The organism is Fulvivirga sedimenti, from assembly GCF_020328055.1.
This window is the reverse complement of the sequence record NZ_JAIXNE010000004.1, coordinates 766529-790611: the sequence shown is the minus strand read 5'-3', so window position 1 is coordinate 790611 and position 24083 is coordinate 766529. Positions and strand designations below refer to the sequence as shown.

The 24083-nt window shown below is 45.1% G+C and carries 23 protein-coding genes; 6 read left to right on the top strand and 17 right to left on the bottom strand.

Annotation, left to right across the window (positions count from 1 at the left end; translation table 11 throughout):
• Nucleotides 1–2 precede the first annotated feature (2 nt).
• The 5 genes from hisC to trhO form a co-directional block, all read right to left on the bottom strand.
• Complete coding sequence (hisC, locus tag LDX50_RS21535) at nt 3–1034, bottom strand: histidinol-phosphate transaminase (protein ID WP_225698277.1); 1032 nt, start codon at nt 1032–1034, stop codon at nt 3–5.
• Entirely contained in the window at nt 1024–2322 is a 1299-nt protein-coding gene (gene hisD / locus LDX50_RS21530) for a histidinol dehydrogenase (protein WP_225698276.1), read from the bottom strand. Before hisD ends, hisC begins: the two co-directional genes overlap by 11 nt.
• Nucleotides 2322–3182 (bottom strand): ATP phosphoribosyltransferase, encoded by an 861-nt coding sequence (gene hisG / locus LDX50_RS21525; RefSeq protein WP_225698275.1) that lies wholly within the window; start codon nt 3180–3182, stop codon nt 2322–2324. The genes hisD and hisG overlap by 1 nt, the downstream gene beginning before the upstream one ends.
• A 203-nt stretch (nt 3183–3385) precedes the next feature.
• The gene (locus tag LDX50_RS21520) at nt 3386–4366 is read right to left on the bottom strand and encodes a peptidoglycan DD-metalloendopeptidase family protein (RefSeq protein WP_225698274.1); all 981 of its coding nucleotides are present in this window, start codon (nt 4364–4366) and stop codon (nt 3386–3388) included.
• Nucleotides 4367–4429: 63 nt separating this feature from the next.
• On the bottom strand, nt 4430–5485 hold the full coding sequence (gene trhO / locus LDX50_RS21515) for an oxygen-dependent tRNA uridine(34) hydroxylase TrhO (RefSeq protein ID WP_225698273.1): 1056 nt from the start codon (nt 5483–5485) through the stop codon (nt 4430–4432).
• A gap of 220 nt (nt 5486–5705) precedes the next feature.
• On the opposite strand from trhO, the gene LDX50_RS21510 reads away from it, so the two are divergent.
• Together LDX50_RS21510 and LDX50_RS21505 are read left to right on the top strand one after the other, a co-directional pair.
• Nucleotides 5706–6467, top strand: a complete 762-nt coding sequence (locus LDX50_RS21510; protein WP_225698272.1) for a DUF2975 domain-containing protein — start codon at nt 5706–5708, stop codon at nt 6465–6467.
• Between the two features lie 4 nt (nt 6468–6471).
• On the top strand, nt 6472–6690 hold the full coding sequence (locus LDX50_RS21505; protein ID WP_225698271.1) for a helix-turn-helix domain-containing protein: 219 nt from the start codon (nt 6472–6474) through the stop codon (nt 6688–6690).
• Here LDX50_RS21505 and LDX50_RS31045 read toward each other — a convergent pair.
• Entirely contained in the window at nt 6678–7379 is a 702-nt protein-coding gene (locus LDX50_RS31045; RefSeq protein WP_225698270.1) for a CPBP family intramembrane glutamic endopeptidase, read from the bottom strand. The two genes, LDX50_RS21505 and LDX50_RS31045, sit on opposite strands and share 13 nt — an antisense overlap.
• A gap of 157 nt (nt 7380–7536) precedes the next feature.
• On the opposite strand from LDX50_RS31045, the gene LDX50_RS21495 reads away from it, so the two are divergent.
• Nucleotides 7537–8463, top strand: coding sequence for a bile acid:sodium symporter family protein (locus tag LDX50_RS21495; protein WP_225698269.1), 927 nt, complete (start codon nt 7537–7539; stop codon nt 8461–8463).
• Nucleotides 8436–9620, top strand: a complete 1185-nt coding sequence (locus LDX50_RS21490) for a 1-acyl-sn-glycerol-3-phosphate acyltransferase (RefSeq protein WP_225698268.1) — start codon at nt 8436–8438, stop codon at nt 9618–9620. The genes LDX50_RS21495 and LDX50_RS21490 overlap by 28 nt, the downstream gene beginning before the upstream one ends.
• Before the next feature lie 54 nt (nt 9621–9674).
• On the opposite strand, the gene LDX50_RS21485 is transcribed toward LDX50_RS21490, so the two are convergent.
• Entirely contained in the window at nt 9675–10421 is a 747-nt protein-coding gene (locus tag LDX50_RS21485; RefSeq protein ID WP_225698267.1) for a hypothetical protein, read from the bottom strand.
• A 136-nt stretch (nt 10422–10557) separates the two neighbouring features.
• Here LDX50_RS21485 and LDX50_RS21480 point away from each other — a divergent pair, with 136 nt between their 5' ends.
• A complete protein-coding gene (locus LDX50_RS21480) occupies nt 10558–13422 on the top strand; it encodes a M16 family metallopeptidase (protein WP_225698266.1) in 2865 nt (954 codons plus the stop codon).
• 3 nt (nt 13423–13425) lie between these two features.
• On the opposite strand, the gene LDX50_RS21475 is transcribed toward LDX50_RS21480, so the two are convergent.
• From LDX50_RS21475 to LDX50_RS21460, 4 genes are read right to left on the bottom strand one after another with little or no spacing between them, the layout of a single operon-like run.
• On the bottom strand, nt 13426–13875 hold the full coding sequence (locus LDX50_RS21475) for a hypothetical protein (protein WP_225698265.1): 450 nt from the start codon (nt 13873–13875) through the stop codon (nt 13426–13428).
• Nucleotides 13872–15233, bottom strand: coding sequence for a formimidoylglutamate deiminase (gene hutF, locus LDX50_RS21470; protein ID WP_225698264.1), 1362 nt, complete (start codon nt 15231–15233; stop codon nt 13872–13874). Before hutF ends, LDX50_RS21475 begins: the two co-directional genes overlap by 4 nt.
• Nucleotides 15217–16005: an N-formylglutamate amidohydrolase gene (locus LDX50_RS21465; RefSeq protein WP_225698263.1), complete on the bottom strand. Its 789-nt coding sequence runs from the start codon at nt 16003–16005 to the stop codon at nt 15217–15219. Before LDX50_RS21465 ends, hutF begins: the two co-directional genes overlap by 17 nt.
• A 48-nt stretch (nt 16006–16053) precedes the next feature.
• Nucleotides 16054–16674 (bottom strand): class I SAM-dependent methyltransferase, encoded by a 621-nt coding sequence (locus LDX50_RS21460; RefSeq protein WP_225698262.1) that lies wholly within the window; start codon nt 16672–16674, stop codon nt 16054–16056.
• Nucleotides 16675–16834: 160 nt separating this feature from the next.
• Here LDX50_RS21460 and LDX50_RS21455 point away from each other — a divergent pair, with 160 nt between their 5' ends.
• A complete protein-coding gene (locus tag LDX50_RS21455) occupies nt 16835–17563 on the top strand; it encodes an NYN domain-containing protein (protein ID WP_225698261.1) in 729 nt (242 codons plus the stop codon).
• 7 nt (nt 17564–17570) lie between these two features.
• On the opposite strand, the gene LDX50_RS21450 is transcribed toward LDX50_RS21455, so the two are convergent.
• The 6 genes from LDX50_RS21450 to LDX50_RS21425 all read right to left on the bottom strand — a co-directional run bounded on the left by LDX50_RS21450 (nt 17571) and on the right by LDX50_RS21425 (nt 24043).
• A complete protein-coding gene (locus LDX50_RS21450) occupies nt 17571–18077 on the bottom strand; it encodes a GNAT family N-acetyltransferase (protein ID WP_225698260.1) in 507 nt (168 codons plus the stop codon).
• A 36-nt stretch (nt 18078–18113) separates the two neighbouring features.
• Nucleotides 18114–18401 carry a TIGR03643 family protein gene (locus LDX50_RS21445; protein WP_225698259.1) on the bottom strand — a complete coding sequence of 96 codons (288 nt, stop codon included), beginning with the start codon at nt 18399–18401 and terminating at the stop codon, nt 18114–18116.
• A 35-nt stretch (nt 18402–18436) separates the two neighbouring features.
• Nucleotides 18437–19411 (bottom strand): substrate-binding periplasmic protein, encoded by a 975-nt coding sequence (locus LDX50_RS21440; RefSeq protein ID WP_225698258.1) that lies wholly within the window; start codon nt 19409–19411, stop codon nt 18437–18439.
• Between the two features lie 4 nt (nt 19412–19415).
• Nucleotides 19416–20978 (bottom strand): amidase, encoded by a 1563-nt coding sequence (locus LDX50_RS21435; protein WP_225698257.1) that lies wholly within the window; start codon nt 20976–20978, stop codon nt 19416–19418.
• Between the two features lie 109 nt (nt 20979–21087).
• A complete protein-coding gene (locus LDX50_RS21430) occupies nt 21088–22911 on the bottom strand; it encodes a DUF885 domain-containing protein (RefSeq protein ID WP_225698256.1) in 1824 nt (607 codons plus the stop codon).
• Between the two features lie 145 nt (nt 22912–23056).
• A complete protein-coding gene (locus LDX50_RS21425; RefSeq protein ID WP_225698255.1) occupies nt 23057–24043 on the bottom strand; it encodes a hypothetical protein in 987 nt (328 codons plus the stop codon).
• Nucleotides 24044–24083 lie beyond the last annotated feature (40 nt).

Below are 24083 nucleotides of genomic sequence, written 5' to 3'. Positions count from 1 at the left end.
TATCACGTCATTTCAAATAATGCTTCTACTAATTTCTTGTTTTCTTCCGGTGTTCCAACAGTAATTCGCAGGCAATTGGAGCCGTGGAGCACCGAAGAACGATCTCTTGTAATGATTTGAAGGCTTAGTAACTCCCGGAATATTTTTTGTGCGTCTCTGAATCTTATCAACAGGAAATTACTGTCACTCGGATATATTTTCTCGACCGAGGGATGGTTTGCCAGGTGTTCCCTCAGCCAGCTCCGCTGCGAAATAATTTCAGTCATTGCAGTTTTTACATTTTCCGGATTTTCGAGCGCATTGAGGATTTTCTGCTGACTCAGAATATTGATGTTGTAAGGTGGCTTTACCTTATTGAGTAATTGGATTATCCGTTCTGAAGCAAACGCCATTCCTACACGCAGACCGGCCATACCCCAGGCTTTCGAAAATGTCTGAAGAACTACCAGGTGTGGATATTTATCCAGCTCATCTATGAAGCCTGGATCATCTGTAAAATCAATATAAGCCTCATCTACAACCACAATGCCGGTGAAGTTACCCATGATTCTCTGCATGGCCGTTTTAGAAAGCAGGTTTCCGCTTGGGTTATTCGGACTGCAGAGAAAGATGATCTTTGTATCGCGTTGGATTTGACTGAGTACCGTTTCCGGATCCAGTTCAAAGTTCTCCGTTAGCGGTGCCTTAATGACCGTCACATCATTAACAGCCGCCGCCACCTGATACATGCCATAGGTGGGATCCAAAATCAGAATGGAGTCCACTCCGGGCCTGCAAAATATCCGGATCAGCAGGTCGATGGGTTCGTCGCTTCCATTACCGAGAAAAATCCGGTTTTCGGCCACCCCTTTAAGTGCGGAAAGTTTTCTTTTGATTTCTTTCTGATAGGGGTCGGGGTACCTGTTAAGTCCCGTTTCGTTGGGATTTTCATTGGCATCCAGGAATATCCCTGCCTGTCCGCTAAATTCATCCCGGGCGGAGCTATATGGCTTCATCGCCAGGATATTGGGTCGTATGAGGTCATCAAGCTCCATTGTATGATTTTTTTCGTCTAATGGATACGGCATTTTTGTGGGCGTCGAGCTGTTCAGCGGCAGCCATTTCCTCGATGGTGTCACCGAGTAATTCAATTCCTTCTTCTGAAATGGCCTGGAATGTCACCATTTTCATATAACTATCCAGCGAAACACCGCTATAGGCTCGTGCGGTGCCATTTGTAGGAAGGGTATGATTGGTGCCGGAGGCATAGTCCCCTGCAGATTCAGGCGTATAATGCCCTACGAAAACAGAGCCTGCATTCACGACCTTTTCCGCGAGTTCTTCAGCATCTTTTGTTGCCAGGATCAGATGTTCAGGCGCGTAGGCATTACTCATTTCCATTGCTTCCTCAATGGTTTTTGTGAGAATCACGCGGCTATTGCCAAGACTTTCGGCGGCCATTTCCTTTCTTGGAAGTTGTTCCAACTGACGGTCAATTTCCGTGTGTATGTCGTCAACCAGCGATTCTGAGTTTGTGAAAAGAATTACCTGGCTGTCCCGGCCATGCTCAGCCTGTGAGAGGAGGTCCGCAGCAACGTAGGCGGGGTTGGCTGTTTCATCGGCGATTACAGCTACTTCTGAAGGACCGGCGGGCATGTCGATAGCGGTTCCCGACAAACTAATGAGTTGCTTGGCGGCTGTTACAAATTGATTTCCAGGGCCAAATATCTTGTCGGTTCGGGGAACACTCTTCGTACCATATGCCATGGCTGCAATAGCCTGAGCTCCTCCCGCCTTGATAATGGTGGTAATACCTATAATTTTGGCAGCGAAGAGAATGGCCGGATTAATATTTCCTGTTTTATCCGGAGGGGAGCAAAGAACAATTTCCCTGCAGCCGGCAATTTTTGCCGGAATACCCAACATGAGGACACTTGAAAATAAAGGGGCCGTGCCTCCCGGAATGTAGAGTCCGACTTTCTGAATAGGAATTGCCTTTCGCCAGCAGCGGATTCCAGGCATGGTTTCCACGAAAAGGGGTTCGGTTCTTTGAGCCTTGTGGAATAATTCAATATTTGCGGCTGCCTGACGGATGGCATTTTTCAGTTTCTCACTTAACCGGGTTTCAGAATCACTGATTTCCTGTTCAGAAACCTGTATATCCTGAACGGACACTCCGTCAAACCTTTCCGTGTATTGGCGCAACGCCTGATCTCCATTGCTTTTAACCTCATCCAGAATTTCCTGAACCGTACTGAACAGGTTTGTGACATTGAGCGTGGGGCGCTTGAAGAGCGACTCCCATTCTGATAGTTGGGGATATTTGCTGATATTCAGATTCATCAGATAATCATTTTTTCAATTGGAATTACCAGAATTCCCTGGGCACCGAGCGATTTCAGCTGATCGATGATATCCCAGAAATCATCTTCGTTTACTACTGAGTGCAGGGAAGACCAGCCTTCCATGCCCAGCGGGGTGATAGTCGGACTTTTCATGCCAGGGAGAATGGCGGTAATTGCCTCTATAGCTGAATTCGGGGCATTCAGCAGGAGGTATTTATTATTTCTTGCGGTGTTTACCGACTTGATCCGGAAGATCAGCTGATCAAGAATTTTTTGCCGCTCATCATCCAGGTTTGGATTTGCGATCATTACTGCCTCACTCTTCATTACGGTTTCAACTTCCTTCAGTCCGTTACTTAGAAGAGTGCTTCCCGTGCTTACGATATCACAAATAGCTTCAGCCAGGCCAATTCCCGGTGCTATTTCTACAGATCCGCTGATTTCGTGTATATCGGATGAGATTCCCTTTTCGGATAAAAACTTGCGAACGATGTTGGGGTAGGTAGTGGCGATACGCTTACCGGCAAGGTCTGCAAGACCTGAATAGTGTGTTCCTTTAGGAACGGCGATACTCAGACGGCATTTCGCAAAATTCAGGCGTTGCACCAGGTCAACTGCCTTACCTTTTTCCGCGTAGACATTCTCCCCGACGATACCGATATCCGCTACCTGGTCCTCCACATATTGGGGGATGTCGTCGTCACGAAGGAAGAGGATTTCTGCCGGAAAATTGTACGATACGGCTTTGAGCCGGTTGGTTCCGTTACTGAAATTCAGTCCGCATTCTGAGAGTAATTTAATCGACTTTTCCTGTAATCTCCCTGATTTCTGTACAGCGATACGAAGCATTGTATTCATTTAGTTTAATTCGTTGTAAATAAAAAAGGCCCACCGCATGGCAGGCCTTTTCTTATGTTTTACGCATAATCTTTCCACCACGCTTTTCAGGTTGCGACTGAATGATGATGGATATGATGTACAGCGTTAAATTTCATTTTCTTAATTAACTGCTAAATAAATTAATTGTTCATTGTGAACCAAAAAAAATCAGCAAATCATTTTTACATTCCCAGTGATTGGTTTTCAATGGATGCCAGTTCGATGATTTTTTCGTATTCATCCGGGTTAAGGTCATTAAAGAAATAGTGAACCGGATTAATTTGTTTATCGTTTTTGAGAACTTCATAGTGGAGGTGTGGCGCTGTTGACAGGCCCGTGCTTCCCACATAGCCAATAACCTGACCACGCTTTACGGTCTGACCGCTCTTCACTTCGAATTCCTGCATGTGCGCATACCGCGTTTTATATCCGAACCCGTGATCGATCTCAATCAGTTTCCCATAACCGCTAAAACGTACCTGTGCTTTTACGACAGTACCGTCTGCAGTGGCATAAATGGGTGTTCCGGGAGGAGCTGAAAAGTCGATTCCGGGGTGCATTTTGCGCACTTTATAAATCGGGTGTGTTCGGTATCCAAAGCCAGAGGCCAAACGGATCAATTCCTCATTGGAAACTGGCTGGATGGCCGGTATCGCTGCGAAAAGTTTTTCCTTACTTTCGGCCAGATCAGCAATCTCATCATACGATTTAGACTGGATATACATCTTCCTGCGAAGTTTGTCGACATCCTCCTTCAATTCCACTATGATATCCTTGTTATCGAGATCCTTATTTCTGAGTTCCGTGTAGCGGTCTGTGCCACCGATACCTGCATTCCGGACGGAAGGGTCTATGGGCTCAGACCCCAGCACAACCCGATAAAGGTTGTCGTCACGTCTTTCCAGGGCTGCGAGAACCTCGTGCAACTGAGTTACCTCTTTGTCAAGGTTTTCATAGTAATGCTGCATTTCCTCTACTTCATTCGTTAACCGAACTTCCTTCGGTGATTCGAAGTAGGAGAAAAACAGGAAAACGATTCCAACACTGGATACAAGTATGAGTGAAGCAAGGCCCAGCACATTCCAGATTACATCCTGGGTGCGTACCTTGATCCGCTCGTATTTACATGTTTCGGTGTCGTAATAATATTTTATACGTGCCATAAATCATTTAATTCCTTCTGACCAACTTAAGTTAACGAATTATGCTCTTGCAGGGTTCAGGAATTATTTATTTTCTGTCTTTAATTCTGTACTTCCCTTAAAAAGTAACTTCGGCGATCGTCCTTTGCGATAGACCTGACGTCCGAGATTAACCTTTTTCCTTAGTGCTTTTTGTTCCTCTTCAGGAAGGTGAATCACTTCCACACATTCCGTAGAGCAGCATCCTTCCATTTTTTCGGCACATTCAGCACACTGAATGAACAGGAGGTGGCATGCTTCATTCACACAATTTGTATGTGTGTCGGCGGGTTTTCCGCATTGATGACAAACACTGATGATATCATCGCTGATACGCTCACCTAGTCGTTCGTCAAACACAAAATTTTTGCCCTTGAAAAGGTTTGGCAGCTGTTTCTGTTCTACCTGCCGTGCATATTCAATGATACCTCCATCCAGCTGAAATACATTTTTGAAACCTTTATGCTTGTAATATGCACTGGCTTTTTCACACCGGATGCCCCCGGTACAATACATTACCAGGTTTTTATCTTTCTGGTCGGCAAGCATGTCTTCAACGAGCGGAAGTGCTTCCCGGAAGGTGTCAACATCGGGGCATATGGCGTTTTCAAAATGGCCCACCTCACTTTCATAGTGATTACGCATATCGATGATGATCGTGTTGGGATCCTGGGCCAGGCGGTTAAAGTCTTCTGCCGATAAATGTGTTCCCCGTTTGGTCACATCAAACGTTTCATCGTTTAGTCCGTCGGCAACAATTTTTTTACGGATTTGAATTTTAAGTTTGTAGAACGACTTACCATCGTCGTCTACAGCAATGTTCAGGCGAATACCCGTGAGCTCTGCTGATTCTTCTATAAACTGTCGGAATTCCTCAAACCGGTCATCGGGAACACTGATCTGGGCATTAATTCCCTCATGGGCGACATAAATCCGCCCCAATACTTCCAGTTTGCTGAAATCAATAAACAGCTGATCCCGGTATGATGCCGGATCACTCAGTTGAACATATCGATAAAAAGACAGGGTTGTACGTTTGCGTGTGCTGTTTCGGATCTGCTCTTTGAGCACATCACGATTAACGCGGTTATGTAGGATCATTTTGCATGAATGATTAATAACTCACTTACTTTCAATAAAATATCCGGTATTCTTCCGGTGGTGCAAAGTTACGAAATATTTTATTAGTGACGATCAAATTGGCGCTTCGATAGAGAGAGACTTCATACATTCGTAGGATGAGGATAATCATCAATAAAGAATAAAAAATTATTGAAAAACAATAATAAATTATTACCTTTGAATAATAATCAACATTATTATGAAAAGAATAAGCAGAATTTCCACGGTTTCTCTCTGGGTAGTCAACATTGCGATCATCGTAATATCAGCGGGGTCACTTTTTTCCTATTACATGTTATCAGGATTTGTGGGGGAGGGAGTACGCCCTGAAAGTGATGAAGGCATGGTGGGGTGGTCGGATACAAGTGAGATTAAAGTAGGCCAGTACTATCTGGCCAAGGTTTCTGAGTTTAAGGATGGTGTTTACCGTGATTACCTGGAATTGCGGGTGCCTCATCCCCGGATATATTTAATGAACACGGACACAACCGGTCAAAATCTGAAGATAGTTCCCAGGACGGACGTTACTGTCAGGGCTTCCTATGAGGATCGGTTTTACCTTCCAGTAGTCTATGAGTTTTTTGGCGAAAAAGATATCAAAAAAATCATCTGGCTTTTTATTGGTTATTTAACTGTTTCTCTCGCATTGAGTCTGTTTGTGCTCATCACTTTCCGTCGGTTTCTTTTAAGTCTGTCCCGTGGAGAGTTTTTTATTCGGTCTAATTACAAAAGGCTTTTACTGTTGAGTCTTGTATCTTTTCTGATACCTGTTTTTAAATATGTTGGAGACTTGTTTTCCAGCAACTATTTTGAGAAAAATTTCAGAGTGGTCAACGGGGGTGTGTATTTATACGGAGGGCTGGATTTGACCCCAATGATCTTTGGGGTAGTTCTGTTACTCATGGCCGGCATGGTGTATGAGGGCAGCCGGCTCAGAGAGGAATCCGACTTAACGATTTAACATTATGGCAGTTATTGTAAATCTTGATGTAATGCTCGCCCGTCGGAAAATGCCATCGAAGGAGCTCGCTGAGCGGATTGGAATTACCGAAGCCAATCTTTCCATATTGAAAACAGGAAAAGCCAGGGCTATTCGTTTCAGTACACTCGAAGCAATATGCCGTGAGCTTGATTGTCAGCCCGGAGATATCCTCGAATATATCGAAGAGGGTCAGAGTGACTGAGAATTGATATATTTCTGAATTCTGAATCCAATGGTCCCGGTCTGAATTTCAATAGCCGTGTGCAGGATGATGGGCAGGATTAGGAATCCCGAGAAATAATAGATCACGCTGAATATCAGTCCGAGTACAAATGCCCCCACCATGTTCTGGAATCCGCTTTGAATACGGGAAAGTGCAAACAAGAAATTCAGGATCAGGATGGACACCGGTGCCGGAAGGAACAGGTGGAAATAATGATAAAGATAGTAACGGAATATAATTTCTTCGCATATACCGGCAGTGATTGACAGCGCTACAAACCACTTGTATTCAATCGGTGATTTTGGGATAAATATCCATATTTCCTCCATCCCGGATCGTATTTCCAGCGCATCCGCTGGTTTAATTTTTTGCCGAATCTGGGCCAGGATAAAGAGAGTAATGAGTATGGAAAAAACGATGGTGGCATTATTTATCCCGGAGAACCAGATCACCGGTTGCAAGGTGCCGAAAAGGTGGTTCACCACAACGATGAAGACCATCAGCATAAGAAGAGCAATGGATCGCTGGTAGTACGTAAGCCTGGAAATCCGACCAGTTTTAATTTTATGATACGTTTTTCGGAATGTAAGGACGCAGAAAAGGGGATAAGCAACTGCAAAGATTGCCGCTGTTATGCCGGGCAGTACATATTCTGGCTGGGAAAACACTGTTTGATATTATTCTGAGTCTGTTTCAATTTCCAACAGAATGTCCATTGATTCAAGCAAGGATGGACCAGTGGGGGAAATCAGGGTTCAACGGAGGAGTTAACGGTTATGATTTGAGATTACTGTTCTCATATAAAAATATTTGTATTTTGCAGCAATGAGTGAAAATCAGCCTTTGCCGCTTCAGGATGTTCATATCGACTTTTCCGATGATAATATGTGGTTAATGAACATCTGCCTGGCGATCATTATGTTCAGTGTGGCCTTATCTATCAATCTCAAAGATTTTCAGGAAATATTCAGAAATCCCAGGGGAGTCATATCCGGTCTCATTTCACAATACCTGCTTTTTCCCTTTATGACCTTCCTTTTGGTGCTGGTGATGCGGCCGGATATGGGACTGGCATTGGGAATGATTCTCATTGCGGCTTGTCCCGGAGGCAATATTTCCAATTTCTTTTCGCTTCAGAGTCGCGGTAATGTAGCACTGAGCGTAAGCTTAACGGTTATGGCTACGCTGCTTGCGCCGCTGATGACTCCTTTTAACTTCCATTTCTGGGCTCGAAAAGTGGAATATGTGAAGCCGTTATTGTCGACCATATCAATCAATTATTACGACCTGGCACTTACGGTGCTGCTTATCATGGTAATTCCCCTGATGCTGGGGATGTATCTCGCAAATCGTTTCCCTGACATTGCCCAAAAACTATTTAAACCGCTTCAGGTACTGAGTGTACTTATACTCCTGGCGTTCATTGCTGTTGCCTTTGTTGGTAATCTTGATGTTTTTGCGGATTACTGGGAATATTTTGTTTTCCTTGTATTTATCCACAATGGTCTGGCCTTGTTGATGGGATATGTTTTCGGTCGGTTGACCACCGGATCTCTTTCGGATGCGAAAACAATATCTATTGAAACGGGCATACAGAATGGCGGTTTAGGGTTGCTTATCGTGTTTACATTTTTTGGCGGGAAAGGTGGAATGGTTTTACTTGTTGCCTGGTGGGGTATTTGGGATATAATTTCAGGACTCATCATTGCACAAATTTATAAGCGATGGCAACTGGTAAGTATGAATACGTAAACATCGGGAATTATCTGTTTCTTACTTTCCTGAGAATCTGGGCAGGTGTTACGGCGATATTCTTTTTTCGAAGGTATAAGGTGGTGAAAGAAGCGCCCGTACCCAGGGATCATCCTGTAATATTTGCTGTAAATCATCAAAGTGCATTCCTTGATCCCGTACTTATAGGTATTTCCTGCGGCCGCAAGCCCTGGTATCTAACAAGGGCAGGGGTTTTCCAGGGTAAGTTCGTGAAGTTTTTGCTTCGAGCCATCCATATGTTGCCGGTTTACCGGCAGCGTGATAATGTAAATGTTAAGCATGCCAATGAAGATACATTTGATGAATGTGTAAAGATCCTCGGCGGAATGGGCTCAGTATTAATTTTTCCGGAGGGTAATCATGGGATGTTGAAATATCTTCGGACGCCCCTGAAAAAAGGGCTGGCGCGTATTGTTTTTGAGGCCGAATCGACTCATGATTTTCAACTGGGAGTACAGATTATTCCGGTGGGTATTAATTATGAACATCCTACAAAATTCAGGACGGATGTACTGATAAACTGTGGCAAGCCCTATAGTATCAAATCCTTTAAGTCGATATTCCAGCAAAGCAGGTCTGAGGCATTTAATCAATTTAACAGGGATCTGGAGGAAAGGATGTCGGAATTAATGTTGAACATAACTCCTGTTGAACGCTATGACCAGACAGAAAAGGAGTGGATGTTGCACCGAAGGAAAGAGAATAGTCTTTTACAGCGATTCAATTCCGATAAAAAAATTATTGCCGCCATTAGCGCAGGCGACAGTCTTTCGGATGAAGGGCAAGCCAAAACGGGATGGATCAAATGGATAATGCGGATCCTGGGTTTACCCATATTCATTGCCGGTTTTGTTTTGAATCTCCCGGTTTTTATTATTACCCGACTCATACTGAAAAAATCGGTACGGGATCCACATTTTTTGCAGTCGGTAAAATTCGTATGCGCCATGGCTGGTGTACCTTTGTTTTCGGCACTGGAGGCAGGAATTATTTATTCTTTTTTTGGCACCTTCTGGATTCCATTCTTCGCGATTCCATTGTTAGGGATAATCGCCTATGATTATTGGGATTTGTTGATTCGGGGTAACAGTTATGTTCCTACCCGCAGTCTTGGTGCAGTTTATTTGCCTGAATGATCCTCCACAGGAAATTGATCCTTATCCTTGGGTCACTATTAGTTCTTTTCAATTTCATCGTCGGTCGTATAATTTGTTTATGAAATCCTGAGTTTCATAAGGTGTGAGATAATAAGTGTTCATAAAATATTTTGCTTCCTGGTACAGTTCATTGGTACTGTCTGCATAACGGACAAACCGGGCATAATTGAGCAGTTGATATCCAAATCCACGGTAGATCACCAGGCGGTCTGTTGATGACTCATGAGATTTCCGATAGGAGGGGAACAAGGCATACTTAAGGCCCCAGCTCAAAAATTTCACGGTTGAAAGCTTCTCATAATATGCTGTATGCCCTATTTCATGAATCAGGATGGCTACCTGGGCATCAAAAGGCAGGTTCTTCAACAAAATAGGATCGAGAAATGAACCGCCACTGTCATTGAGCATTATTTTGTAAACGCGGTCTTCCTTCGCCCCCACAAGGGTTGGCAGATAAATGCTGGATTGCATGGGATAGCCTTCGCTGGATAGGATGAAATGGATCTCCGTATTCTTCAATTCCGGGAAGGCGCTGAGAGCGATCAGGCATTGAAGGGAATAGGCTTCAGGTATACTCTTTTTCCCACCCCAGATTTTGCTCAGGCTGTCAGCCTTTCCTTCAAAGACTTTTTGTAAATCCGGTTGGTAAATCTGTGTGCTTTCGTTCCAGTCAAGTTTCTGTTCGGCAGGTACCTGTATCAGCAGCAGTATCGCGACAGGTACCAGAATGATCGCTATCAATTTCAGTAAAATACGCAGGATGAATCGGAAGGTCTTCATTCTGAAAATGATAATAATTTGCTGCTAACAGGAATATACAAATTAAAAAGTTTATAGTTTATGCGTCTCCGGACCATTATAATTTTAAATCAAAATCCACACTGTGTATATTCGCTGTCTATTCAATTCTACCCCTATGATTCGATTCGTAAGAATTTCCATCTTCGCCTTAATGGCATCCATCATCATTTCAGGTTGTTCCAAGGAAACATCTGAGGATTCAGGTGAGAGCACTGGCTTGTCCATTGAATATGAAAAGATCACGCTGGACAACGGTCTTGAAGTAGTATTTCATCAGGATCATTCGGATCCTGTTGTGGCTGTGGCACTTACTTTTCATGTTGGGTCGGCACGGGAAAAGCCGGGAAAAACGGGATTTGCACATCTTTTTGAACACTTGTTTTTCCTTGAATCTGAAAATCTCGGGAAGGGTGGTCTGGATAAGATGAGCAGTCGGATCGGTGGCTCGGGAGCAAATGGTTCCACAAGCAGAGACCGGACGAATTACTTTCAAACCGTTCCAAAGGATGCATTGGAAAAGATGATCTGGGCAGAGGCTGATAAGGTCGGCTATTTCATCAATACGGTAACGGATGAGGTTCTGACAAAGGAAAAGCAAGTGGTGAAGAATGAAAAGAGACAGAGTAATGATAACAGGCCGTACGGGCACACCAATTACGTAATAACAAAAAATCTGTATCCCGAAGGACATCCCTACAGCTGGGAGGTGATTGGTACGCTGGAAGACCTCCAACAGTCTACATTGGCTGATGTCAAGGAGTTTCACAAGAAGTATTACGGTCCGAATAATGCCACGCTCGTTATTGCCGGAGATTTTAATCTTGAGGATGCAAAAGCACTGGTTCATAAGTACTTTGATGAGATTCCATCCGGCGAACCGGTTGAGTCTTTGCCCGTTATGCCTGTTGAATTGCCTGAAACGCGCAGACTCTATCATGAGGATAATTTTGCGCGACTGCCTGAACTGAACATGGTTTGGCCTGCGGTTGAGCTTTACCACCCGGATTCCTATGCCCTCAGTATTTTATCTGAACTTCTGACTACCGGAAAGGATGCACCGTTTTACAAAGTGCTGGTGGAGGAGAAGCAACTCACTTCAGATGTCTCGATGTATGACTATACATCGGAAATTGCAGGGGAGATGAGGCTGCAGGTTCGCGCGTATCCCGGTGTGGATCTGGATACAGTTGAGGCGGCTGTTTGGGAAGCATTGCGGCGGTTTGAAACGGAAGGGTTTAATGAGGCTGATCTGGACAGGATCAAGGCCGGAATTGAAACCAATTATTACAATGGTCTTTCGAGCGTATTAGGTAAGGCATTTCAATTGGCGCAGTATAATATTTTTGCCGGTGACCCCGGGTATATCAATGAAGATATAAAAAAGACGCTTGCTGTTACCGTTGAGGATGTGAAGCGGGTATATCAGAAGTATTTACGTGATAAGAATTATGTGGTCACCAGTTTTGTGCCGAAGGGAACGGCCGGCCTTGCCCTGGCAGAATCTACCCTGGCTGAAGTGATTGAAGAACAGATTGTCGAAAGCGGTGAAGGCGAGACGTTCGAGACGCCAGGTGAGAGTAGTTATGAACGTACGGCGTCATCATTCGACCGGACAGTCGAGCCTCCTTATGGTGAGAGTGCGGAAGTTGTTGTGCCTGATGTATGGCAAACAGAGCTCTCCAATGGCATGAAAATTCTGGGGATTCAGTCGGATGAACTTCCTTTAGTACAGTTTGTAATCGACATTAAGGGTGGTATGTTGCTTGAGGATCCTTCCCGTACAGGGGTTTCAAACATGTTAGCTGAGATGCTTACCAAGGGTACAGCAGGAAAGACTCCGCTTGAGCTTGAACAGGCGATTGATGCGTTGGGCGCCCGGATCAATATTTATGCCAGCGCTCAGCATATATCGGTTTCGGGAACAACATTATCACGGAATTATGCCGCCACCATGGAGCTGGTGGAGGAAATGTTAATGGAACCACGCTGGGATTCGACTGAGTTTGTACTTACAAAGCAGGAAATTTTAAGCCAGATTGAGCAGTCAAAGGGAAACCCGAATGCGCTTGCCGGGGAAGTTTTCCGGAAGCTGATCTATCGTGATAATATCCTTGCCAGCAATTCAGTTGGTACTATTCAGAGTGTGCAGGAGATATCAATGGATGACCTGAAAGATTATTATGAGCGCAATTTTACTCCCAACCTGGCAAACATGCATGTGGTGGGTTCACTGGGGCAAAATGAGATCGTAGCTCAGCTTGACGGGCTGCAGGAACGATGGGTTCCGAAGGATGTTGATTTTCCGGATGTACTGAATGCATCTCAGCCGGCATCCTCTAAAGTATATTTTTATGATGTTCCCGGTGCCAAGCAGTCGGTCTTGTATTTCGGGTACCTGGCCATGCCTGAGACGGATCCGGATTATTACCCTGCGACAGTTATGAATTATATTCTCGGAGGCGGGGGATTTGCCTCCCGGTTTACCCAGGAACTTCGTGAAGGTAAAGGTTATACGTACGGAATTGGCTCCGGTTTCGAGGGAGACGCGTTGCCCGGGCCCTTCAGAATTTTCAGTGGAGTTCGTACCAATGTAACGTATGAGTCTTCAGCTCTTGTAAAACAAATCCTTGAGGATTATCCGGAGACGTTTAGCGAAGAAGATCTTGAAAACACTAAAAGCTACTATTTGAAAAGTAATGCACGTGCATTTGAAACGGCGGGCGCAAAGCTGAATATGCTTCAGAAATTGAGCGAATACGGATGGGATGCATCGTACATAAAGGATCGTGAACAAGCGGTTAAGGATATATCGATTGAGGAAATCCGTGAGCTTGCCAAAAAGTATGCGAATCCAAACAACATGTATTATGTAGTCGTGGGTGATGCCGCGACTCAGATGGAAAAGCTTAAAGATCTGGGGTTCGGTGAGCCTGTGTTAATCAGGGATTTGGAAAGCATTCCGGTAGGTGAGATGCAATAGACTTTAGTCCCTGATTTTTCGGAAATAAACGTTCATTACCTGTACGGCATTGGTGTTGTTGAATATGGGAGATTGCAAGGTCAGTTTCCTTCGTGAAAACATGTCGATACGTAACGAAGTTTCCGGCAGCTCTTCTGTGATACTGTGTTTTAATTTCCGTTCGTAAAATACCAGCTCGTTATCGTTCACAAGCTTCCATTTGCTGTGATGAGTTCGTAATATGCCATCTTCCTTCCGGTACGAGAATTTCATCGTGTGATCTTCATAAAAATAAAGAGTATCGGTCAGCCACTTATCCACCCGATCCTTATGATGAGTAAAAAGTATCTCACTGCCTTCAAATTTCCAGGTGCCAACCAGCATGGAATCTCGGCTGCGATCTTTTGTTTGAACTGTGTTTTCTGATCCGATCAGGAAAAGGATCATGAGTGTCAATGCATGAATGGTCTTCATCTTTTACGCAGGTTCAGAAATGTTTGAACAGTTTTCGGAAAGGCATCATGACTTTCGCGGTGATATTTCCACTGACCGTTTACAATAGTGCCCAGGACATCGGAAACATCACCGGTGTAAATGAGGGTGCTGCACCATTGCTCCGGTGATGATCCTGCCAACAGAGGTGAGTCTGCATCTATCACAACGGCGTCGAAGGGCATACCTATATCGAAAAATTGATGGTCTGTTCTGCCCATTGCCAAACGCCCTGCGGATATGCTCATTTCAATAGCATTAAATCCGCTGTCAGCTTTATCTTCAAGGGTGAAGGTATTCCGGCGGTGACTGATCAGGCGCTGACCGTAATCGAGCATCCGCAATTCCTCAAAAGGGTTAAGACCGATATGACTGTCAGTCCCGATGCTCCATTTACCGCCAGCCATTTTGAAGTCGTGAAAACGGAATAATCCGTCGCCCAAATTCGCTTCTGTTGAGGGACAAAGAACGACATTTGCTCCGGAGGCAGCGATACCCCAAACCTCGGATTCCGTCAAATGAGTGGCGTGTACAAGATGTGTAGTATGATCCGGCTGGCAGGATTCAAGGAACCATTCTACCGGCCGTCTTCCGTAAAATGCCTCACATTCTGAAACCTCTTTCAATTGTTCAGCGATATGGATGTGAAAAGGTATTCCGTTTTGCCGAAGTTGGAAACATTCCCGGATGAGATCGCCATCAACTGCTCGAAGTGAATGGACACCCATGCCGAGTGTCGCACCCGCGTATTGTTTGATGACAGAACGGGATGCATCAAGAAGTTTCATGTAAGTATCCAGATCTCTGGAAATAAACCGCCGCTGATTCTTTTCAGCTGGTTTTCCGAAACCGCCACGCTGATAAAACATGGGAATAAGCGTGATCTTAATTCCAGCTTGTCCTGCGGCGGCGGCAAGACGTTCCCCCATTTCAGCTAAATTTGAATACGGTTCACCCGTCGGGTCATGGTGCAGGTAATGAAATTCTGCTACTGAGGTATATCCATGCCGCAGCATTTGTCGATACAGTAGAAGAGCTACTTCAAATAACGTATCAGGACTGATAGACAGTGCTATTTCGTACATGGTATTGCGCCAACTCCAGAAGTCGTCTGCCGATTTGTGATGCGGATGAACTTCAGCAAGTCCGGCCATCGCATACTGAAAGGCATGGGAATGCGCATTCTGGAACCCTGGCAGTGCCAATCCATTCACACCTTCGTTACTTTCCTTGTCTTCGTCCGTTGCAATCGACTTTATCAGTCCATTTTCATCAACTGTTATGGTGGCATTCTCCATCCAGCCATGGTTTGTTAAGAGCGCTTTAAATTGATACTTCATGGATCAGATTGGTAAATAAATTTTCAAGCACTTTTCGGATTTGTCCGGCACGTGCATGATCATAAAGCCTTTCGGAATCATCCAGGTAATTCAATTTAGCCATTTCAAGCTGAAGGGCATGAATATTTTTTTCAGGATCGCCATAGTTGCGCGTGATATATCCGCCTTTGAAAGGTTCATTATGTGCTACCTGGAACGGGGAATCTGTCAGGGCTTTCATGGCTGCGGTTATTACACTGTCGCTCGCAGATCTTCCCTCATCATCACCGAGGATCAAATCGGGAAATGGCTCAGGTCTGATTCCAGGTACATTCTTTCGGATGGAGTGAGCGTCGAACAGAATCACTTTCCCGAATTTTTTGACCTTTTCACTGATGAGTTCCGAGAGCTTATCATGGTAGGGCCGGAAATACTGATCAATCCTGATTTGAATTTCTTTTTCGCCGGGATTCAAATCGTACAATGCTGCTCCATTGAATGTAGTTAGCGGAACAAGTCCGGTGATCACACGGCCGTCGGAATACAGCGGCTTATTAGCCGGGTCCCGGTTCAGGTCGATCACCCATCGATTATAAACCGCTGAAATGAGGGTAGCACCCATATCCGGAACAAAATCATACAATTGATCTATGAACCAGTCGGTATCATCCGGGTTCCCGGCAAATTCCGCTTTAATGGAAATAGAATCGGGAAACCGGATGCCTGAATGCGGAGAACTTACGATGACGGGGACTTCTTTGGCGCGTGGTGCGGTAATCCTGAATACTTCCATTTGACGAAGGTATTGGATTTCATCCAAAGACGCTACCGTAATACTTGGCTATTCCACGGGTTTCTGTCCGATATAACGAATCACTGATGCTTTACCATTGTGATACTTACCTTCTTCCAGATCGATCAGTTTCTCTACCAGGGTAATGGTTTCGAGGCCCGCGAATAACTTGTGCATATCCTCAATGGAAAAAAGCATATCTACGTTTTTCGGACCGCCTGCATGAGGGTTTAATTTCTGGAATTTGATATGGTTCTTGCTGAAAGCTTCAAAGATTACAAATCCACCGGGTTTAAGCAGTGATATAAACTGGTTATGATAAGCAACCTTGATATATGTTTCGAAATGCGCATAGATCAGGCCGATCACATCAAATGATTCCGGTTCGAGCTTGAGCTGGTTCAGATTTCCTACCGTATAATTAATATCCACAAAGTTATCTGCTGCCAGTGCTTCCGCCTTGCGTTTTCCTTCTTCACTGATGTCAAATGCTACGACTTCCAGGCCTAAAGATGCCGCAAAAACGGCATTTCTGCCTTCGCCTTCTGCAGGTAAAAAAATCTTTCCGTGAGGGTTAAGTTCTTTTAGAGCGTGTGCAAAAAATTGGTTCGGTTTGGTTCCATAAGCGTATTCCGGTTCTCGGTATCGCTCATCCCAAAAATCTTTCATTTACTTGTGAATTTCTTTAGTTCAAATGTATCAAACCTTTTTGTTACTTCTCCAAGAATCAATCACATTTTGAATATATATGTATTGATTTTGGCGTATATATACAGAGAATGGCGACTATTTCATTATCAGGGGCTATTATTTGCGTATCTTTAGGTATATGAAAAAAGATAACAAGCTGGCAGTCCTCATCGACGGGGATAATGTGCCATCAAAATATATTAAGGAAATGATGGAGGAGATCACCAAATACGGGACACCCACCATCAAGCGGATTTACGGTGACTGGACCAAGCCTCATTTGGCAAAATGGAAAAATGTATTGCTTGAAACAGCGATTAACCCTATTCAGCAATATAGCTACACGACCGGGAAGAATGCCACGGATTCAGCCATGATCATTGACGCGATGGATATCCTCTATTCAGGAAGTGTCGACGGATTTTGCCTGGTTTCTTCCGACAGCGATTTTACAAAGCTGGCGACACGATTACGGGAGGCAGGAATGCAGGTATTCGGAATTGGGGAAAAGAAGACACCGGATCCTTTTATCGTTGCCTGTGATAAATTTATTTATCTTGAAATTCTCCACACCGATCAGGAGTCTGACGGATCCAAGGGAAAGACCATAAAATCAAATGTAGATAAGATCACGCCAAAAGTGATCCGTTTACTGAAACAAACAGTGGATGACGCTGCCGATGAGGATGGCTGGGCTTTCATGGGCGACGTGGGATCGCTGATTCTCAAGAAGCAACCGAATTTCGACTCGCGAAATTTTGGTTTCGACAAGCTTACCCCGCTTTTCAAATCAACCAACCAGTTTGAGATTGAGCAAAAAGATCAGAGTGGGGGAAGGTTTAAGCTGATTTATGTTAGAAACAAGTAATCTTTAATTATTCCCTGTAAAGGCGATATTCGTTCACTTCAAGGACTTTGCCTTCACCCATCTTGTAAGATCCATGAATCGTCGGGGTGAGCTTCTCGATCACCGCTATGCTTGGTTTGTTGTGGATATCAACCGGATATCGAATATAATCTATATCCAATGTCTTCACGGCCCATTTCATGCAATATTCAGTAACACTGCTGCCAAAACCCCTGCCTTGAGCCTCCTTCTTGATCCAAAGTCCGAAATGTGGTTTACGCGACGGGATATTGTGGATGCCGCAACACCCGATGAATTCCTGCTGATGCAGAATCACCCATACGATATCCGTTCCTTTTTTTAACTGGGATACCGAAAGATCAATGAATGCTTCCGTATCGGTAATAGCCTCCGGAGGTTTTTCTACCAGAAGATATCGGACGATGTCGCTGGAGAAATGGGTAAAGATCTCTTTTGAAAAGCTCCTGCTAATAGGCTGGAGCTTCAGATGATCATTGATTGACAGCGAGTCCATATACTAAAAATAACATGAGTTGCGCAAAATTCCGCATCAACGTTTACTGATCCTGTTGCCTGTGATGATACGTTGGGCATTGGATTTAAAGCGATCTGTTTCTGAGTTTCGCTTTGCCTGGTGTTTGGTTGCCCGGTTTTGAACCCGCTCGCGCCATTTTTTCCAGTTTTTCAGCGTCATTTCGCGCTTCATTATCTGAATGACTTCCTTTTCATTCACGCCGAACTGGTTTTCAATGGCATCGAAAGGGGTACGGTCTTCCCATGCCATTTCAATGATCCTGTCTATTTCCAGTGCCGACAAATCCTTGCTTTTTCCTTCCATATTAGGTTAACAAGATTAAAGGGAAGACGTTCTGGCTATTTGATTTTAAAGTTCAGAATGTTGACCGGCTGAACGTCGAGTGGGTTTGAAGGCGGCGTTTTATATTGGGAAGGAATGTCATTCCAGGAATCATAATACTTTCCATCAATATAAAACCCGCTTGTAAGCGTGTTGGTAGGTTGTTCGGAATTAAACCAAACGCTATAGCTGCCTGAGGGGACCTGTGTGCCTGCCGCGGAACCTTTCAGGAGCAATTCTACATTTCCATCTCCATCAACATCTGCCTTTATCCAGTTGAGCTGCAGGATTTCATTGTAACTGCCGTCTCCAATCATTTTCAAGATAGCCTCATTGAATTTTACAATGATATTTGCAGCGTCCGGATGATCCTTTCGAATGGCGAAATGAAGGGACTTTGTCAGAAGACTATTTGTGCCGATTTCCAGGTATCGCGCCGCTTCTTCTGACTGATATCGCAAAACATACTGTATGAGCAGGGCGTCTACGAGCATAAAATCTATTTCATTCTCCAGGAGTTTTTCCAGGTTTTCCTGGTCGCTCGTGCCGGCAATGAAGCTGGCTGCCGTCTCACCTTTCAGGTCATCGCCATACGCATAATTTGAAACTATGCCTACTTTTTTTCCGTTCAGATCGTTCAGGGTGGCTGCCGAAACATCAGATCCTTTCCTGCCAACCAGGATCAATTGATTTTGTAAATAAGGCTGTGAGAAAAGCAGGAAGGATTCTCTTTCAGGAGTTTTCCACAGGGCGGCACTGCCATCGAGCTTTCCGGCCTCAAGGTCATCAAGAACTTTTTCAAAATCCTGAATGACGATTTCAGGCTTGACAAATGACCGTTCCAGCGCGGATGATACAACATCCAGCGCAAAGGCCATTTCGGGCTTTTCATTGGTGAATGGCGGCCAGATATCCGAGCCAAGCTTAAGTGTTGTGATCTGGCCAAAAGCAGAAGAGGCGATCAAAAGGAATAAAACGGTGATTAGTTTCATTTTTCTAAAGTTTTGGGGGTTTACGGTGAAGCGTTGCCTGTTCATAGGCATAGGTCATTTGGATCAGAACGGGCTCACTGTACATTCTTCCCAGGAACTGGATTCCGGCGGGCAGACCGGCAGAGGTAAATCCCATGGGGACCGTGAAAGCCGGCTGTCCGGTATGTGGAGAAATGATCTGACTGTTATCTCCGCGATAGCCTTCCTGGAAATCATTGATCAGTGCAGCGGGGTTATTCCAGGATGGATACACGATCACATCCAGCTGGAGACTGTCCATTACGCCTTCAATGGCGTTTCTGAAAGCAATACGAAGGCTGTCAGAATAAGCATCACCGCAGGGCGCGTCAATTGCATCGCTGTACCTCCCAACGAAATCGAGGGAATTTTGAAGCCGCTGAAGGGCGAATTCACTATTCGTGCCGATCCTGATAATGTCTTCTATGGTTTGAACAGAATCTGATTTCACGTATGTGGCAAGAAATTCCTCGACATCCTGCTGGAAGACGGAGCACCACTGATTCTGGCGAAGGGCATTGAAATCCGGAATATTGAGAGGATCGATGATGGTCGCTCCCTGTCCGGCCAGGTCTGAAACAGCCTGATTGAACAGGGCACTGATTTCCGGATCAGGATCATTATCACTGAGGATGCGCAAGACACCAATGCGTTTGTTCTTTAGTCCATCTTTATCCAGGTAGCGCAGATAATCAGTTTGGGTTCTGCCTTCACTATATTTTGTAATGGGGTCGGCGGGGTCGTAGCCGGTCATTACCTGCATCACCCGTGTTGCATCTTCAACGGTACGGCACATGGGACCGACAACATCATTACGAAGATAGAGTGGTATGATCCCGGACCGGCTGGTCAGTCCAAGGGTTGTACGGAAACCAACAAGCGAGCAATGGGAGGAGGGGCCCCGGATGGAATTTCCTGTGTCCGTTCCGAGTCCGACAGTTCCCATATTCGCTGCAATGGCTGCTGCGGTTCCACCACTTGAGCCGGCTGGTACGTGGGCAGTGTCGTATGGATTATGGGTGGTTCCGAACGTCGTGCTTTCCGAATGCCTGGGGGAGAAGGCCCACTCCGCCATATTCGATTTTGCCAGAACGATGGCCCCGGCGTCCTTCAGTTTTTGTATTATCGGGGCATCTTCCGAGGGAGCGAAATTCTCCAGTGCACGGGATCCGCCGGTCGTTAAAATCCCGGCAGTGTTGATGTTGTCTTTAACGATTACAGGAATCCCGTGAAGGGGCCTGAGCTTTCCGGTCTGCCTGAATTCCTTGTCAAGATTTCGGGCTTCCTCCACGGCCGCAGGATTCAAAACGGTGATGGCATTAAGCCTGGGTTCGAGCATTTCGATCTGTTCCAGGTACGCGTTTACAAGGTCTTCGCTTGTATAGTTACCTGCCTGAAACGCACGGTGTATTTCAGCAATTGTAAGCTCTTCCAGCTGTATTTTTTCTTGTGGTTTTTCACAGGATGTCAGGGCGAAAAACAGGCAGAGACAGATGGTGACAGGAAGATAATGAAGAAGATCAGACCTGTTTGCTGTGATATGTGGCATGTGTCTTTTAATTAAAGTAATGAGTTAGTTAAAGTTAATTAATCATTTGATTAATAATAAAATATAATTTAAAACGAATGTAAATTTAGACTAATCTAAAAATTATAATTTACGGGTTTACCTGTTTCGCATCAATCCATCCGTCTATTTTTTGTTCGAGCAGCACCAGTGGCAAACTTCCTGTTCCGAGGACCTGGTCATGGAATGCGCGGATGTCAAATGCATCGCCCAGTTCCACCTCGGCGCGGTTGCGAAGCTCGATGATTTTGAGCTGGCCGATCTTATACGACAGTGCTTGTCCTGGTGCAACCATGTACCGTTCAATCTCTGCAGTGATGGACGTTTCACTTTCGGCTTCATGATCGAGCGAGTACTGAATTGCTTCCTCGCGGGTCCATCCTTTTGCGTGCATTCCCACATCAACGACCAGTCGGATCGCGCGGTGCATTTCTGCGCTGAGCATTCCAAAATATTGGTACGGATCTTCATACAGTCCGAGTTCCTTACCGAGTGATTCTGCATAGAGTGCCCAGCCTTCCACGTACACTCCAAGGCCTTCGGTGTGCATGAATTTTGGAAGGTCCTGATTCTCCTGCTGAAGGGACAGCTGGTAATGATGCCCCGGAATTGCTTCGTGAAGAAAGAGGCTTTCGTCGCCGACAATATTATAGGAAGTCGCATCGGGTACGGGTACATAGAATATGCCCGGCCGGCTGCCATCTATGCTCCCCGGGAAATATTCTGCAGAGGCAGATGCTTCACGGAAGGCTTCCGTGCGACGGATCTCAAAAGCAGATTTTGGCTTCTGATTAAACAAAATGTTCAGTTGAGGTTGCATTCGGTCATGGATCTGTCGGAAATTAGCCAGTACCTCTTCTGCTGAAGAAAAAGGCATGAGTTCGGGCTTTGATCTCAGGTGATCAAAAAACCCGGACAGGGTTCCCTGAAATCCCAGCTGTGTCTTTACCTTTTCCATTTCTGCGGAGATGCGTTCCACCTCTGATTTTCCAAGTTCAAAGATTTCATCCGGTGTCATATTCGTCGTGGTGTGGTATTTCACCAGGTACCGGTATGTTTCGCTGCCACCGGGAAGTGCTCCTATGCCCGCTGTTTCAACCGCTTGCGGCAAATATTCATCTCTCAGGAAATTCTTCAGATCGGTGTAGGCGGGGATTAATTTTTTTTCGATGAATTCGGCATATTTCGCGGGCAGTACCTCATGTTCAATAGGAGGAAGGTCATTTGAGAGGTTGGCTACGGGTTGGTAGAATGTATGTTCTTTGACCGGCGTATCAATAAAGGCATCCAGCTGCAGGATCATTTTTTCAACAATCACCCGGGGAAGAGTAAATTTTGCCGATATACCTTCTTTCATTTTCGCTTTGGCTGTATCCAGCCATTGTAAATAATCTTCCAGGCGGCTGAGCCAGTCGTAATAGTCTTCAGTGGTTTTAAATGGTTGGGCACCGGTTCCATTAGCCAGCTGTGAGACATAGAGGTGAAAGCTGAATATCTGATTGATGGGTGCTACGTCGATTGCAGGGAGTCCGAATAATGGGGTGGTAACCACGCCGTAGATATTTTCAAGCCCTTCCTTTTTTACATCACATTCCCACAGAAGAACATCCCGATACAGCTTCTGCGATTCTGACAATACATCTTCCGGGTAGGCGCGGGTCTTCTCTGCATAGGATGTATAGAAGTCAAGCAGGCGTTGCTGATAGCTATCTGATATAAATATTGGAATCGTATCATTATAGCGGTTGTCGCCTGCAGCCGTTGCTTCAAACGGATTAAAACGGATGCGTTCCTCATAAAAATCCTCAAAAATCTCCTCAATGGGTATTTCGGGACTTGTATTTTCTTTCTGTTCTGATGGCTGGGAACAGGCCGTGAGCATAACAAGTAGTAATATCCGGGAATATGTTCTCATGGTGGTTTTTATTTCTCATTTAATATAGCACATATTCCTTCAAAGGGAATGCATAACTCTAAAAAGCAATGAAGCCTGTCCGTGAGATTTTGTATGTACAAAATCTCACGGACAGGCTGTCTTGTCTTCAATAAAACCTAATTATCTACATTGCACCCCCAACAGTAAAGACCTGAAACATTCCCCTGGATGCGGGGTCCGGAATTTCAGCAACCCAGGCGTAGGTTCCGGGTTCCAGGTTTACGTGGATATAGCCTACTCCCCCTGCAGCCATATCGTTTACACCACCAACAAAAGTGGCGGGCGATGGTGTCTGTAATCCATCGGGCGTGGTCCAGTTCATCCACGCCGCAACCGCGGCCTGATCTGCATCTTCATCAAGTTTGACGATGTGTACATCATGGCCGACAAAATTTTCATAAACGGCCTGGTCGGTAAACGTTACCTTCACGATATTGAGCCCCTCCGCGGGAGATCCGTTTACGGTGATCCCTTCAGTAGAAGAAACGGAAACCTCCATTGTTGGTACTGGTTCTGCCAGTCCGCTATTTTCAGCGGTAACTGTTAGCCCAAGAACCATTCCCATTTGATCGGGATCGGGATTGTAACTATGAAAAATGCCGTCAGTTTTTACATAACACTCCAGCATATAATTTCCAGGTTCCAGGAAAACAGTGGTTTCAGCTGCGTACTGAGGAGCTACCAGTCCCGGTCCGCCAAGATATTCAATGCCGCCGAACCATGCCGGGAGTTCCATTCCGGCATCCGGTGCACTCAAAGGCTTTCCATTGTAGTTATCCATAAAATTCTGGAATACAGGTGCCACGAGCTGCTGCTGATCCGCCACGCTAATGGAGTCCGGAATTCTTTCTACAAGGGCAAAGTGCGTCATGGCCGACAAATTATTCAATCGAATGGTGGTCCAGCCCGAAGGTATGGTAGTCGGACCGTCGAATTTCATCCCGGTTACGGTATACTCAATATAGGTCGGCTCCGGAGCGAGTGCTTCCACAATGTCTTCATCCGAATCGTTTTCGGTCTTGTTGGTATTGCACCCATAAAAAAATCCTGCACAAATTAACAGGATCGGTATCAATGTGCTTGTTTTAATTGTTAGTGCATTGAATGTCATAGTGTTGATGTTGGTTAATCCATCATAATATACTTATGAT